At 68.9% G+C, this 13,526-nt stretch carries 12 protein-coding genes; 8 read left to right on the top strand and 4 right to left on the bottom strand.

Features of this window, described 5'->3' with window-relative positions:
* The first annotated feature begins 3 nt into the window (after nucleotides 1-3).
* The 3 genes from H4P35_RS23025 to H4P35_RS23015 are packed head-to-tail and all read left to right on the top strand — an operon-like array spanning nucleotide 4 to nucleotide 3,403.
* On the top strand, nucleotides 4-1,119 hold the full coding sequence (locus H4P35_RS23025; protein ID WP_226847129.1) for a glycosyltransferase family 4 protein: 1,116 nt from the start codon (nucleotides 4-6) through the stop codon (nucleotides 1,117-1,119).
* Nucleotides 1,116-2,273: a glycosyltransferase gene (locus H4P35_RS23020; protein WP_226847128.1), complete on the top strand. Its 1,158-nt coding sequence runs from the start codon at nucleotides 1,116-1,118 to the stop codon at nucleotides 2,271-2,273. The genes H4P35_RS23025 and H4P35_RS23020 overlap by 4 nt, the downstream gene beginning before the upstream one ends.
* Nucleotides 2,270-3,403: a glycosyltransferase family 4 protein gene (locus H4P35_RS23015; RefSeq protein ID WP_056325306.1), complete on the top strand. Its 1,134-nt coding sequence runs from the start codon at nucleotides 2,270-2,272 to the stop codon at nucleotides 3,401-3,403. Before H4P35_RS23020 ends, H4P35_RS23015 begins: the two co-directional genes overlap by 4 nt.
* Here H4P35_RS23015 and pgi read toward each other — a convergent pair.
* Nucleotides 3,393-4,940: a glucose-6-phosphate isomerase gene (gene pgi / locus H4P35_RS23010; protein ID WP_056325309.1), complete on the bottom strand. Its 1,548-nt coding sequence runs from the start codon at nucleotides 4,938-4,940 to the stop codon at nucleotides 3,393-3,395. The genes H4P35_RS23015 and pgi overlap by 11 nt on opposite strands.
* Nucleotides 4,941-4,947: 7 nt before the next feature.
* Nucleotides 4,948-6,339: a phosphomannomutase/phosphoglucomutase gene (locus H4P35_RS23005; RefSeq protein ID WP_226847127.1), complete on the bottom strand. Its 1,392-nt coding sequence runs from the start codon at nucleotides 6,337-6,339 to the stop codon at nucleotides 4,948-4,950.
* A 315-nt stretch (nucleotides 6,340-6,654) separates the two neighbouring features.
* Here H4P35_RS23005 and H4P35_RS23000 point away from each other — a divergent pair, with 315 nt between their 5' ends.
* The 5 genes from H4P35_RS23000 (at nucleotide 6,655) to H4P35_RS22980 (ending at nucleotide 11,695) form a co-directional block, all read left to right on the top strand.
* Complete coding sequence (locus H4P35_RS23000) at nucleotides 6,655-7,287, top strand: BPTD_3102 family carboxylase-like protein (protein ID WP_152382597.1); 633 nt, start codon at nucleotides 6,655-6,657, stop codon at nucleotides 7,285-7,287.
* Between the two features lie 112 nt (nucleotides 7,288-7,399).
* On the top strand, nucleotides 7,400-8,815 hold the full coding sequence (locus tag H4P35_RS22995) for an FAD-binding oxidoreductase (protein ID WP_056325318.1): 1,416 nt from the start codon (nucleotides 7,400-7,402) through the stop codon (nucleotides 8,813-8,815).
* A gap of 20 nt (nucleotides 8,816-8,835) precedes the next feature.
* Nucleotides 8,836-9,549 carry a response regulator transcription factor gene (locus H4P35_RS22990; protein WP_226847126.1) on the top strand — a complete coding sequence of 238 codons (714 nt, stop codon included), beginning with the start codon at nucleotides 8,836-8,838 and terminating at the stop codon, nucleotides 9,547-9,549.
* Nucleotides 9,546-10,886, top strand: coding sequence for a HAMP domain-containing sensor histidine kinase (locus tag H4P35_RS22985; protein WP_226847125.1), 1,341 nt, complete (start codon nucleotides 9,546-9,548; stop codon nucleotides 10,884-10,886). The genes H4P35_RS22990 and H4P35_RS22985 overlap by 4 nt, the downstream gene beginning before the upstream one ends.
* A gap of 62 nt (nucleotides 10,887-10,948) precedes the next feature.
* On the top strand, nucleotides 10,949-11,695 hold the full coding sequence (locus H4P35_RS22980; protein WP_180097789.1) for a phosphatase PAP2 family protein: 747 nt from the start codon (nucleotides 10,949-10,951) through the stop codon (nucleotides 11,693-11,695).
* Here the strand turns inward: H4P35_RS22980 and H4P35_RS22975 are convergent.
* Nucleotides 11,688-12,971 (bottom strand): TRAP transporter large permease, encoded by a 1,284-nt coding sequence (locus H4P35_RS22975; protein ID WP_226847124.1) that lies wholly within the window; start codon nucleotides 12,969-12,971, stop codon nucleotides 11,688-11,690. The two genes, H4P35_RS22980 and H4P35_RS22975, sit on opposite strands and share 8 nt — an antisense overlap.
* Complete coding sequence (locus H4P35_RS22970; RefSeq protein WP_082586360.1) at nucleotides 12,962-13,525, bottom strand: TRAP transporter small permease; 564 nt, start codon at nucleotides 13,523-13,525, stop codon at nucleotides 12,962-12,964. Before H4P35_RS22970 ends, H4P35_RS22975 begins: the two co-directional genes overlap by 10 nt.
* Nucleotide 13,526 lies beyond the last annotated feature (1 nt).

Raw genomic sequence — 13,526 nt, 5'->3', positions numbered from 1 at the left:
GGAATGAAAATACTGATGCTGGTCAGCTCCATGCACGCCGGCGGCGCGGAACGCGTCGCGGCGACCCTGGTCAACGCATGGTCCGAGCGCGGAGACACCGTCATCCTGACGCCCACCTACTCATCCAAGGGCACCTGCTTCTATCCCCTGTCGGACAAGGTCCAGCTCGCGTGGCTGGCGGATCTGGCCGGCACCCGGGCGACGGGCGCAATGGCGGCGTTCAAGCGATTGCTGGTCCTGCGCAAGCACATCCGCGATTCCCGGCCTGACGTGGTCGTGTCCTTTCTCACCAACGTCAACGTGGCCGCCATCCTGGCCACGCGCGGCCTGAATGTGCCGCTCATCGTCTGCGAGCGCACCAATCCGGTTGCCGAGACCACCACGGGCTCTGTCTGGCGCAAGCTGCGCCGCGTGCTGTATCCGCGCGCCGACATGGTGACCGTGCAGGCGGAAGACACCGCGGGTCCTTTCGCGCGTCAGGTGCCCGGCATCCGGCGTCTGGCCGTCATTCCCAATCCGCTGCCCGCGCCACTGCTGGATGCGCCGCTGGTGCAGCAGCGCCAGGATGCTGGCCCGCGCGAGCTGATCGCGATGGGACGGCTGGTGCCCGACAAGCAATTCAATCTGCTGATCGACATCTTCGCGCAGCTTGCGCCGGAGTTTCCGGACTGGAACCTGCGCATCTGGGGCGAAGGCCCCGAGCGCGGCGCGCTTGAACAGCAGGTGGCGCGCCTGCGCCTGCAGTCGCGTGTCAGCCTGCCCGGCCGCACGGAAGCGCCATGGGAAGAACTGGCGCGCGGCCAGGCTTTCGTGCTCAGTTCGCTCGTCGAGGGCTTTCCCAATGTGTTGCTGGAAGCCATGTCGCTGGGGCTGCCGTGCGCGGCGTTCGATTGTCCCAGCGGTCCGCGCGAGATGACGCGCGACGGCCAGGATGCGCTGCTGGTGCCGGCGGGCGACCGGGTCGCAATGACCGATGCCTTGCATCGCCTGATGAGCGATGCGTCCCTGCGCGAGCAACTGGGCGCGCGCGCCGCCGCGGCCGTGCGCCAGCGCTACGCGCTTGCCAGCGTGCTGACCGAATGGGATGAACTGTTCGAAGCGGTGCGGGAGGGGCGATGAGCACCCGGCCGCTGCGCATTCTGCATGTCATCACCGGGCTGGGGCAGGGGGGCGCGGAATCCGTGCTGTTCCGCCTGACGACCTGGCCGCAGGCGGACGTCGAGCACACGGTCGTCTCGCTGACCGATGAAGGCCTGTATGGCGAGCGCCTGCGCGCGGCGGGCGTCGCGGTCCACACGCTGGGCATGAAACGCGGGCGCGTCAGCCTGGGCGGTTTTCTGGCGCTTCGCCGTCTGATCGCCTCGACCCGCCCGGATGCCGTGCAGACCTGGATGTACCACGCCGACCTGATCGGCGGCCTGGCCGCCCGCCTGGCGGGCGTGCGCGCCATCGCCTGGGGCATCCGCAATTCCGGGGCACACCTTGAACGGAGCAGCCGCTCGGCGCGGCTGGTGCTGCGCGCATGCGCCATGCTGTCGGGCAGCGTGCCGCGCGCGATCGTGTGCGCGGCGCAGAATGCCGCGCAGCGCCACGCTGACAAGGGCTACCGCCGCGACCGCATGGTCGTGATCGCCAACGGCTACGACCTGTCGCGCTACGCGCCGGATCCGCAGGCGCGCTCGCGCGTGCGCGCCGCATGGGGACTGTCCGAGGACGTGCCCGTGATCGGCTGCGTGGCGCGCTGGGATCCGCTCAAGGACCACGCCAACCTGCTGCGCGCCGTGGCCGCGCTGGTGCGCGATGGCCGCGACGCGGGGCTGCGCTGCGTGCTGATCGGGCGCGACATGACCGACGGCAACGCGCAGCTTGGCGCCTTGCTCGACAAACTGGATCTGCGCGACCGCGTGGTGCTCAATGGCCCCAGCGACGACGTGCCGGCCGTCATGAACGGCCTGGACCTGCACGTGCTGTCCAGCTGCGCCGAGGGCTTTCCCAACGTGGTGGCCGAGGCCATGGCGTGCGGCGTGTACTGCGTGGTGACGGACGTGGGCGACGCCGCCTACATCGTCGGCGATACCGGCGTGGTGGTGCCGCCCGAGCAGGCCGAAGCCCTGGCCCGCGGCATCGAGTCCGCGCTGTGCGACGTGGCCGCGCGGGGCCGCGAGCGCGCGGGCGAAGCCGCACGCGCGCGCGTCCTGGAACATTTCGATCTTGCACGCATGGTGCAAAGCTATATCGCCGTCTGGCGCCGCATTTCAGGAGTCCAAGCATGAGCGCCGGACGCTGCCTGCTGTTTGTCGTCAACAACCCGGCGTTCTTCATGTCGCACCGCGTGCCGGTCGCGTTGGCCGCGCAGAAGGCGGGCTACGACGTCCACGTCGCGACGATGGACGGCCCCGCCGTGGCCGACATCCAGGCGCTGGGCATGACCCATCACGCCATTCCCATGACGCGCAGCGGCAAGCGCCCGCTGCAGGAACTGGGCACGTTGCTGGCGTTGGTCCGCCTGTTCCGCCGGCTGCGGCCCGACGTGGTGCACCTGGTCACCATCAAGCCCGTGCTGTACGGTGGCATCGCCGCGCGGCTGGCGCGTGTGCCGGGCATGGTGGCGGCGATTTCCGGATTGGGATTTGTCTTCCTGTCCAATTCGCTGAAGATGCGGCTGGTGCGCGCGGTGGTGGCGCGCCTGTATCGCATCGCGCTGGGCCATCCGAACAGCCGGGTGATCTTCCAGAACGCCAACGACCGCGACCTGCTCAAGTCGCTGGGCGCGGTACGCGATGAGCAGGTAGTCATCATCCGCGGCGCGGGGGTGGACCTTGACGCGTTCCGTCCCACGCCCGAGCCGCCTGCGCCGCCCGTGGTCGTCACGATGGTGGCGCGCCTGCTGCGCGACAAGGGCGTGCAGGAGTTCGTGCAGGCGGCAAGGCTGCTGCGCGAACGTGGCGTGCCGGTGACGATGCAACTGGTGGGCGGCCTGGACGCCGGCAACCCGGCTTCCGCCACGCAGGCCGATGTCGACGCGTGGCAGCAGGACGGCTGCGTGCAGGCGCTGGGCGAGCGATCGGATGTGGCGGCGCTGTATGCAGCCGCGCACATCGCGGTGCTGCCGTCCTACCGCGAAGGCCTGCCGAAATCGTTGATCGAGGCCGCCGCCTGCGGACGCGCGGTCGTGACGACCGACGTGCCGGGCTGCCGTGACGCGATCGAGCCCAACGTCACCGGCCTCCTGGTGCCGGTGCGCGACGCGGCGGCCCTGGCCGACGCCATTGCCCGCCTGGCCAAGGACGCGGCATTGCGCCAGGCGATGGGCGCGGCGGGCCGGGCGCTCGCCGAGCGCGAGTTCGACATCAACCAGGTCGCGCGCATTCACGTCGCGCTGTACGACGCGCTTAGCGCCTGATCGCGTCGATCCAGAAGCGCGTGGACGGGTCCTGCTGGCTGGGCTGGGGCGCGTCCAGCTCGCGCATGATGTTCTTGGCCAATACCTTGCCAAACTCCACGCCCCACTGATCGAAGGGGTTGATGCCCCAGATCACGCCTTGCGTGAACACCTTGTGCTCGTACAGGGCCAGCAGCGCGCCCAGCGTATAGGCTTCCAGGCGCGGCAGCACGATCAGCGACGACGGCCGTCCGCCCGGGTGCACGCGGTGTTGCGCCAGCAGGCGCGCGCGTGCCGGATCGCGTTCCGTGGCGGAGGTTTCCGCCAGGGCTTCTTCAAAGGTCTTACCGCGCAAAAGCGCCGAACGCTGCGCCAGGCAGTTGGCGACCAGCAATTCGTGGTGCCGGGCGTACGCATGGTCCGGCTGTTCGCACAGGATGAAGTCCACCGGCGCGCCGGCCGCATCCTGATGCAGCCACTGGAAGAACGTGTGCTGGCAATCCGTGCCCGGCATCCCCCACACCGCGGGACCGGTCGGCACGCCGGCCGGACTGCCGTCGGCCGTCGCGACCTTGCCCAGCGATTCCATTTCAAGCTGCTGGGCCCACGGCACGATGTGATGCAACCGCGAATCGTAGGGCGCGATCACCAGCGAGTCATAGCCCAGCACGCTGCGGTTGGCCACGCCGGCCAGCGCCAGCTGCACGGGCGCGTTCTCGTCCGGCGGCGCATTGCGGAAATGGTCGTCCATGGCCGCCGCGCCCGCCAGCAGCCGGTCGAAGGTGTCGTTGCCGAACGCCAGCGCGACCGGCAGGCCGATCGCGGACCACAGCGAATAGCGCCCGCCGACCCAGTCCCAGATCTGGAAGATGTGGTCGGGCAGGATGCCCAGGTTGAGCGCCGCCTCGACGTTGCAGGTGATCGCCACGACCTGTTTGATCGGATCGGCGACGCCGGCTTCGCGCAGCCAGTTCATCGCGACCTCGGCGTTGGCCAGCGGCTCGGTGGTGGTGAACGACTTGGAGGCAACGATGACCAGCGTGTTGTGCGGATCCAGGTGGCTCATCGCTTCGGCAACCGAATGCGAGTCCACGTTGGACGCAAAGCGCACGTCGCGGCGCGCGCCCTCGTGGCGCAGCGCGCGGGTGACCAGGCGCGGTCCCCAATCGCTGCCGCCAATGCCCAGATGCAGCACGCCGCTGTAGCGGCCGGCCGCGTCGGCGGCGCGCACGAATTCGCGCAAGCGTTCGCGCTCGGCAAGCACCGCCTTGGCCACCATTGCGGGCGGCTCGGCCGCGCGCAAGGCGGTGTGCCAGGCGGCGCGTCCTTCCGTCCAATTGGCCTGACCGCCATCGAACAGGCGCGCGCGCCAGGTATCGAAGTCCTGCTGCGCCAGCAGCGCCCGCGAGGCGGCCAGCAGTTCGGGCGATTGCGCCTGTGCGCTCAGGTCCAGGCGCAGCCCGGGCGCATTGATGACGCGCAGCTTCTGGCCATCCCGGGATGCCGTGCGTGTTGCGGCGGTGAACTGCTGCCACGCGGGGCTGTTGGCTAACGACATGAGCGGATCAGAATGGCAGAGTGGCGTTCGGGGCGAGTTTGCCCAGTTCGCGGCGGAAGTCGGCCTGGATGCGCGCGAGGGCCGCTTCGCTTTGCGCCTCGAACCGCAGCACGACGACCGGCGTGGTGTTGGACGGCCGCGCCAGACCGAAGCCGTCGGCGTACTCGGCACGCACGCCGTCGATCGTGATCACGCGCTTGGCGTCGGGAAACTGGCCTTGCTCCTGCAAGGACTTGACCAGCGTGAACGGCTGGCCTTCTTCCATTTCCAGCTTGAGCTCGGGCGTGGACACGTCTTGCGGCAGCGCCTCCAGCGGGGCGCAGGCGTCGGCGGAGCGCGACACGATTTCGAGCAGGCGCGCGCCGGTGTACAGACCGTCGTCAAACCCGTACCAGCGTTCCTTGAAGAAGATGTGGCCGCTCATTTCGCCGGCCAGCGGCGCGCCGGTTTCGGCCAGCTTGGCCTTGACCAGCGAATGGCCCGTCTTCCACATCAGCGCGGCGCCGCCGGCGGCCTCGACCGACAGGCCCACGTGGCGGCTGCACTTGACGTCATAGATGATGGTCGCGCCGGGATTGCGCTCGAGCACGTCGCGGGCAAAGAGGACGAGCTGGCGGTCGGGCCAGATGATCTGGCCGGATTTGGTGACCACGCCCAGGCGGTCGCCATCGCCGTCGAAGGCCAGGCCGAGTTCGCAATCGGTCTCGGCGACGTGCTTGATCAGGTCCTGCAGGTTCTTGGGTTCGGCCGGATCGGGGTGATGGTTGGGAAAGTTGCCGTCCACGTCGCAGAACAGTTCGTCGACCTCGCAGCCCAGCGCGCGAAAGAGCTGCGGCGCCACTGCGCCGGCCACGCCGTTGCCGCAATCGATGGCGATCTTCATGGGACGCGCCAGTTTGACGCCCGAGGCCACGCGCGCGATGTAGGTCTGCGCCAGATCGAGCTGGCGGCGCGTGCCGGGTTCAGGGGCGGGGGCCGGGGCTTGCCCGTTCATGGTCTGCGCCAACTGCTGGACGTCGTCGCCAAACAGCGCGCGGCCGCCCATCATCATCTTGAATCCGTTGTACTTGGGGGGATTGTGGCTGCCGGTAATGGCCACGCCCGAGCCGGTCTGCATGATGTTCGCGGCAAAGTAGACGAGCGGCGTGGGCACCATGCCAATGTCCAGCGTGTCGACGCCGCCTTCCAGCATGCCTTCCTGCAGGGCCAGCGACAGCATGTCGCTGCTGAGGCGGCCGTCGCGCCCGACCACCAGCGCCTGCACGCCCTGCTCGCGGGCGCGGGCGGCAAGCGCCACGCCGAGCGAACGGGCAAAGGTTGCGTCGATCAGGTCCGGCACGGTGCCGCGAATGTCATATGCCTTGAAAACAGAGGCCGGAAATTGTGTATTGTTGCCCACGACGGTTCCTTGTTGAGGGGGACAGCGCGGCGGCTGCCGGGTAATGGTAAACCCGTACATCCAAGCCGCTATGGCAGGGGTCAAAGTTGGATTATCCCCCATCGGCGCGGGGGGCTTCATCCTTCGGGCGGAGTAGGGCATTTACCCGGTGCGGCCTGCCCCGCCGTGGTGCGGCGCCCGGCGCGCCGCCGCCTGTTTGCGGTGCACGGCGGCGGGCGCAAAGGCCCGCTCCCGGGCTGCCGCGCATGGCACAAAAGTTGCTCGTCATCCGAAGGTGATACGCTTGCCGGGCAAGCAGAAAGACCAGGAGGGGCCATGGGCGCCAAAGTATCCACAGTCATGTCATCGGGCGGCGCCACAAGCAGGCGGGGACCGCCCACGGACTTTGCCGGCCCGGCCGCGGGCCGCGAGCGCCGGCTTGATATCCACGTGTCTGCCGCCGCGACAGGCGAATTGGCCACCGGCCGCGCCTGGGAACGCAGCGTCTGGCGCGACGCGCGCGTCCTCATCGCGGAGTGCCCCGCGCCGCATCTGGCGGCCTCGATCGAAAGCGCGTTGCGCACGGTGGCCGCCAGCGTGGCGCGCGACCGCGGCTGGCAGGCCGCCGGCACCGTGTCGTTTTCGCTGGACGACCGCAGCGGCGTCTTCCGCGTCATCGACGCCCAGACGCAGGCCCGCGGGCACGACATGCCGCTTGCCGAACACGATCCCATTGCGCCGCACGTGCTGGAAGTGCGCATCGACGGCTGCGGCGACCGCCGCCTGCCGTGCACCCATTTGATGGTCTGCGGCGCCACCCGCGGCGAGGTCCTGCGCCGCGCCTATCGCGCCTTGTCCGAACTGCCCGGCCCTGCCGGCGTGGACCGCGCCTTCCTGATGGAGCGCATTGCCTCCCGCGCCTTCTGCTCGGGCATGACGGGCACCCGGCTGGATCAGGCGGTCGGCTGACCGCCCGGCCAAGCGGGGCTTCGGCGGGCGCCGTCCAGCCCCTACAATAGTCCGCACATCCGATGAACTGCGCCCGGCCCCAGCGGCCGGGCCGACTTCAAGTGCGGTATCCATGACATTGCTGAGCGATCTACAGGCCCTCCTGGGCGACTCCCACGTGCTGACGGGCGCGGACGCGGATTCCTATGTGCTGGATTGGCGCCGCCGCTATCGCGGCGCGGCGCTGGCGGTGATCCGCCCCGGCTCTACCGCCGACGTGGCGGCCGCCATCAAGCTGTGCGCCCAGCATGGCGTGCCGGTGGTGCCGCAAGGCGGCAACACGGGCCTGTGCGGCGGCGCCACGCCGGACGATTCCGGCACTGCGATCGTCCTGTCCACCGCCCGGCTCACCGCCGTGCGCGCGCTGGACACCGACAACGACACCATCACCGTGGAGGCCGGGTGCATCCTGCAGGCCGTGCAAGAGGCCGCGGCGGCCGCGAACCGCCTGTTCCCGCTGAGCCTGGCGGCCGAAGGCAGCTGCACCATCGGCGGCAACCTGGCCACCAACGCCGGCGGCACGCAGGTGCTGCGCTATGGCAACACGCGCGACCTCACGCTGGGCCTGGAGGTCGTGACCGCCGAAGGCGAGATCTGGGACGGCCTGCGCGGTCTGCGCAAGGACAACACCGGCTACGACCTTCGCGACCTGTACATCGGCAGCGAAGGCACGCTGGGCATCATCACCGCCGCCACCCTCAAGCTGTACCCGCGCCCGGTCGCGTCCTGCACGGCGCTGCTGACGCTGGACAGCATCGATAACGCCGTGGAAGTGCTGTCGCGCGCCCGCGCGGGGTTCGGCGCCTCGCTGACCGGTTTCGAACTCATGAGCGGCGCCTGCCTGCAAGGCGTGGTGCGCCTCTTTCCGCAGCAGCGCCTGCCCTTCGAAGGCGAATCGGCGGCCTCGCCGTGGTTCGCGCTGCTGGAGCTGTCCGACAGCGAGAGCGAAACCCACGCCCGCGAGCGTTTCGAGGCCGTGCTGGGCGAGGCCATCGAGGCGGGCCTGGTGAACGACGCGGCCATCGCCGCGAACGTCTCGCAGAGCAAGGCGCTGTGGCACCTGCGCGAAAGCATCCCGCTGGCCGAAGCGGAGCTTGGCAAGTCGGTCAAGCATGACGTCTCCATTCCCATCTCGTCCATCGCCGGATTCGTGCACAAGACCAACGCCTTGCTGCAGGCGCGCTTTCCGGGCGTGCGCCATGTGATCTTCGGCCATCTGGGCGACGGCAACCTGCACTACAACGTGGCGCATGCGCCGGGGCAGAGCGAAGCCGAGCTGCTGGCGTTGCAGGGCGAGATCTACGGCGTGGTGCATGACAGCGTGCACGCGCACAAGGGTTCCATCAGCGCCGAACACGGCGTGGGCCAGCTCAAGCGCGACGAGCTGCCGCGCTACAAGAACCCCGTGGAACTTGCGCTGATGCGCCGGATCAAGCGCGCGCTGGATCCGCAGGGGCTCATGAACCCCGGCAAGGTGCTTTCCACGTAACGCGGCCAGGATCGCAGAACATGGCAACCCCTCCCGCAGCGGGCGCGAATCACCGGGTGCTGATCGTCGAGGACGACCACATCATCGCCGGCAATCTTTACAGCTTCCTGGAGGCGCGCGGCTTTCTTCCCGACGTGGCCTACAGCGGACCCGCCGCCTTGCAGCAATTGCAGGCGCAACGGTTTGACGCCGTGCTGCTGGACATCGGCCTGCCAGGCATGGACGGCAACGCCGTGCTGCACGCCATGCGCACGGAACGGCGGCTGGCCGTGCCGGTGCTGATGCTGACCGCGCGCGACAGTCTCGAAGACAAGCTGGCGGGCTTTTCGCACGGCGCCGACGACTACCTGACCAAGCCGTTCGCGCTGCTCGAGGTCGAGGCCCGGCTGCTGGCGCTGATCCAGCGCGCCAAAGGGTCGACGGTGGACGCCGAGCGCACGTTCGGCCCGCTTCAGTTCGACGCGCGCAGCCGTGTCGTGTCGGTCAGCGGCGTGCCGGTCCATCTGACCCGCAAGGCAAGTCTCATCATCGAAGTGCTGCTGCGCGATCCGGGCCGCGTGGTCACGCGCGAGGAACTCGAATCCGTGTTGTGGGGCAACGAGCCGCCCTCGTCCGATGCGCTGCGCAGCCAGGTGCACCTCTTGCGCCGCGCGCTGGCCGACGCGGGCTTTGACGGCATCGAGACCGTGCACGGCACGGGCTGGCGCCTGGCTTTGCCCGGCGTCGCATCATGAGCCGCGCCGCCTCCGGCACTTTGACCCAGCGCGTCGTCTGGGCGCTGACGGGCGCGGTGGCGCTGTTTGTCACGGCCCTCGCGCTGCTGGCCTACCTGACGTTCGACCAGATGGAGGACGATCTGGTCAACGACATCCTCAACACCGAAATGGATCGTCTGGTCCAGCATGCACGCAGCAGCGACGAGTTCCTGCCGCGTCGCGGCCCGCGTGAACTGGGCGGGTCCATGCGCGCGTGGCTCAGCGTGGACGGCCAGCCGCCCGTCGGCATGCCGCCCGAACTGCTCTCGCTGGAAAACGGACTGCACCTCATCGAACCGGGCGCGTACACGTGGCACGTGATGGTGGCCGAAACTGACCGCGGCAAGGTGTATCTGCTGTACGACGCCACCGACAACGAAGAGCGGGTGCACGACTTCGGCCTGATCGTGCTGGGCGTGGGCGCGCTGTGCGTGGTGTTGGCCTATGCGCTGTCGCGCCGCGTGGCGGCAGTGGCGGTCGGGCCGCTGCTGGACCTGACGGACCGGCTGTCGACCTGGGCGCCCGGGTCGCCCGACATGGCGGTCACGCGCGACGACGAGGCCGGGCGGCTCATCGAAGCCTTCAACCGCGTGCAGGGCCAGGTCGACCGGTCGATCGCCCGCGAACGGGAATTTGCCGGCAATCTCAGCCACGAAGTGCGTACGCCGCTGGCCGCGATCCGGTCCGACAGCGAACTCATGCTGCTGACGCAGGCGCTGACGCCGGACCAGCAGCAACGCCTGACGCGCGTGGTCGACAACGTGGACCACGTGATCGTCAGCCTGGAAAGCGCGCGCGCGATGGCGCGCGACCAGTTGCGCGAGCCGGAGCCCGTCGACATTGCCGCCTGCATGGAGGACGCCTGGCGCGGCTACGCCGCCCAAGCCGAGCTGGCAGACCTGCGCTTCGATAACCAGATTCCGGCCAGCCAGGTGCTGTCGCTGGACCGCTACGCCCTGCTGACCGTCCTGCGCAACCTCGTGCGCAACGCCATCGAGCACGCCGCGCCGGCCACGCTGACCGCGTCGCTGGATGCGCAGGGCGGGCTGGAACTGCGCGACGACGGCAAGGGCATCGCCGCCAGCGACCTGCCATTCCTGTTCCGCCGGTATTTCAGCGGCCGCATGCGCGATTCGGGCGCGGCGGGCAGCCACGAGGCGGCGCGCGGGTTGGGACTGGCGATCGCCAAGCGCGTATGCGACATGCAGGGCTGGTCGCTCACGGTCGAGTCCTCGCAAGAGGGGCCTGCGCGCGGCACCCGCTTCCTGTTGCGATTCCGGCAGGCCGAGATGGCAGCGCCTACCACGCGAATTTGACGAATTTTCGACTGTCGGCCGCGTAAAGTGCGCTGGCCCGAATCGTCCGGAAAATCCCGATCATGCCGTCCCCATTACTGCCGGCGCCGCACGCGCCGACGAGAGCCTTTTACCTGCTCACCCATGTCGGGGCCGTGACGCTGCTGCTTGCCTGCCTGGCGTGGTGGGCCAAGGAGTCGGGGCTGGACATGTACATCGCGCGTGCGCTCTTTGATCCGGTGATCGACGATTTTCCGCTGCACGGCAGCCGGTGGCTGGAGTTGCTGGGGCACCGCATCGTGCTCGCCCTGCCGATCGGCGTGGGCCTGGCCGCGGCCGGCATCGCGGCCGCCAGCTACCGCATCCCGGCATGGCGCCGCTGGCGTGGCGCGGCGATCGCCGTGGCGGCATCATGCCTGACCGGGCAAGTGCTCATCAATCAGCTCAAGCATCACACGACGCTGCCGCGTCCCTACGATCTGGAGACGCTGGGCGGCTACACGCCGTATCCGGTGCACTGGTGGACCTGGGCGCGTGCGCGCGCCGGCGGCGCCTTGCCCAGCGGCCATGCGGGCGCAGGCTACGCGCTGCTCAGCCTGTACTTCGCGGGATGGGCGCTGGGCCGGCCTGCGTGGCGCTGGAGCGGGCTGGCGATCGGGGTGGTGGCGGGCGTGGGCTTTTCCGTCGTGCGCATCCTGCAGGGCGCGCATTTTCTCAGCCAGACGCTGTGGTCCGCCGCCCTGATGTGGCTGCTGGCCGCCATCTTCTTCTATCCGGTGATCGTGGGACGGACCGCGCACGGCCCGTCCCGCGCGCCGCGCGTCAGTTGAGCAGCACGCCCGGCAGCCACAGCGAGAACGCCGGCACGTAGGTCACCAGCGCCAGCGCGGCCAGCAACGCGCCGTAGAACGGCCAGATGGTGCGCATCACCGTTCCCACCGATACCCCGCCGATGGCGCATCCCACGAACTGCGTGGTGCCCACCGGCGGCGTGTTCAGCCCCAGCGCGCAATTCAGCAGCAGCACCATCCCGAACTGCACGGGCCCCATGCCGTATTGCATGCAGATCGGCAGGAAGATCGGCGTGCAGATCAGGATGGTGGCGGCCATGTCCAGGAACGTGCCCAGCACGAACAGGATGATGTTGACCATCAGGAAGATGGCCCACGGCTCCGTCGAAATCGACGCCATCAGCTGCCCGGTCTTTTCGGCCACGCCATAGAAGCTGATCAGGTAGCCGAACGTGGCGGAGATGCCGATCAGCAGCAGCACCACGCCCGTGGTCTTCACCGCCTTGCTGGCCGCGCGGACGAACTGATCCCACGTCAGCGAGCGGTAGACGAAGATCGTCAGCGCCAGCGCATACAGCACCGCCACCGCCGCGGATTCCGTCGCGGTGAAGACGCCGCTCAGGATGCCCGCGATGATCAGCACCACCACGAACAGCCCCGGCGCCGCGGCCACCGGCGAGCGGAACACGATGTGCCAGCCCGGGAAGGTGCCTGCCGGATAGCCCCGGCTGCGCGCCACGAAGTAGGCGGCCGCAAGGTTGCACGCGGTCAGGATCAGGGCGGGCACGACGCCTGCCGCGATCAGCGCCGCGATGGACACCTTGCCGCCCGCGGCCAACGTGTAGATGATGATGTTGTGGCTGGTCGGCATCAGCGCGCCCACCAGCGCCGCGTGGGTGGTGACGTTTACCGCGTAGTCGGCGTGATAACCCTCGCGCTTCATCATCGGGATCATCACCGACCCCATCGCCGACACGTCCGCCACGGGCGATCCCGACACCCCGCCGAACAGCGTGCAGGCCACCACGTTGGACATGCCCAGGCCGCCGCGCACATGCCCTACCAGCGATTTGGCGAACGCCACGATGCGGTCGGCAATGCCGCCGTACAGCATCAGTTCGCCGGTGAAGATGAAGAAGGGGATGGCCAGGAACGAAAACGCGTTCATGCCCGAGGTCATCTGCTGGAAGGCCACTGCCAGCGGCAGGTCTTCATACATGATGGCCGTGATGGACGACAGCCCGATGGCGAAGGCCACCGGCACGCCGATCACGAGGAACCCCATGAAGGTGAAGGACAGCAGTGTCAGCGCCATGCCGGTACCACCTTCTGGTTGCGCAGGATCGCGATGATGTGCTCGACGGAAAAGAGCGCGATCAAGGTGCCCGACAGGGTTGCAGGAACGTACTTCCATGCGTTGGAGATGCCCAGGTTGGGAATCTTGTAGGCCGCGACGGACTCGGCCAGCACGCCGCAGTTCCAGGCCATCAGCACGCCGAACAGCAGGACGAGCAGATGGATGAAGATGCGCAGCCGCCGTTGCCCGGCGGCGGGCAGGGCGTCGAGCAGGGACTCGAAGCCGATGTGCCCGGCGTCGCGCACGCCAACCGCCGCGCCCAGCATGGTGACGTACAGCACCAGCAGGAGCGCCAGGCTTTCCGCCCAGGTCGGCGTGCTGTTCAGCACGTGGCGGCCGAAGATCTGCAGCGAGACGGCGACAATCAGGCAGATCAGCCCGAATACGCTCGTCCACATGCAGATCCGCGCCAATCGGGCGCAGGCGCGGGAGTAGGCATCCAGCGGGGCAGCCAGGGCTTCTTCCCGGCCCCCCGCGGCGACATCTGGTTCATTCGTGGGTGTGGCCAACATG

Origin of the sequence: Achromobacter sp. 77 (assembly GCF_020541125.1) — a bacterium.
GTDB classification, from domain to species: domain Bacteria; phylum Pseudomonadota; class Gammaproteobacteria; order Burkholderiales; family Burkholderiaceae_B; genus Achromobacter; species Achromobacter mucicolens.
Note: the sequence above shows the minus strand (reverse complement) of the source record. Positions and strands in the feature narration are given on the sequence as shown.

What these genes read in the sequence shown, in the direction of transcription:
- H4P35_RS23020 (WP_226847128.1), top strand. Translation starts at nt 1,116, where the DNA reads ATGAGCACCCGGCCGCTGCGCATTCTGCATGTCATCACCGGGCTGGGG.
- H4P35_RS23000 (WP_152382597.1), top strand. Translation starts at nt 6,655, where the DNA reads ATGGGCGCCAAAGTATCCACAGTCATGTCATCGGGCGGCGCCACAAGC.
- H4P35_RS23015 (WP_056325306.1), top strand. Translation starts at nt 2,270, where the DNA reads ATGAGCGCCGGACGCTGCCTGCTGTTTGTCGTCAACAACCCGGCGTTC.
- H4P35_RS23025 (WP_226847129.1), top strand. Translation starts at nt 4, where the DNA reads ATGAAAATACTGATGCTGGTCAGCTCCATGCACGCCGGCGGCGCGGAA.
- H4P35_RS22985 (WP_226847125.1), top strand. Translation starts at nt 9,546, where the DNA reads ATGAGCCGCGCCGCCTCCGGCACTTTGACCCAGCGCGTCGTCTGGGCG.
- H4P35_RS22980 (WP_180097789.1), top strand. Translation starts at nt 10,949, where the DNA reads ATGCCGTCCCCATTACTGCCGGCGCCGCACGCGCCGACGAGAGCCTTT.
- pgi (WP_056325309.1), bottom strand. Translation starts at nt 4,940, where the DNA reads ATGTCGTTAGCCAACAGCCCCGCGTGGCAGCAGTTCACCGCCGCAACA.
- H4P35_RS22970 (WP_082586360.1), bottom strand. Translation starts at nt 13,525, where the DNA reads ATGTTGGCCACACCCACGAATGAACCAGATGTCGCCGCGGGGGGCCGG.
- H4P35_RS22995 (WP_056325318.1), top strand. Translation starts at nt 7,400, where the DNA reads ATGACATTGCTGAGCGATCTACAGGCCCTCCTGGGCGACTCCCACGTG.
- H4P35_RS22990 (WP_226847126.1), top strand. Translation starts at nt 8,836, where the DNA reads ATGGCAACCCCTCCCGCAGCGGGCGCGAATCACCGGGTGCTGATCGTC.
- H4P35_RS22975 (WP_226847124.1), bottom strand. Translation starts at nt 12,971, where the DNA reads ATGGCGCTGACACTGCTGTCCTTCACCTTCATGGGGTTCCTCGTGATC.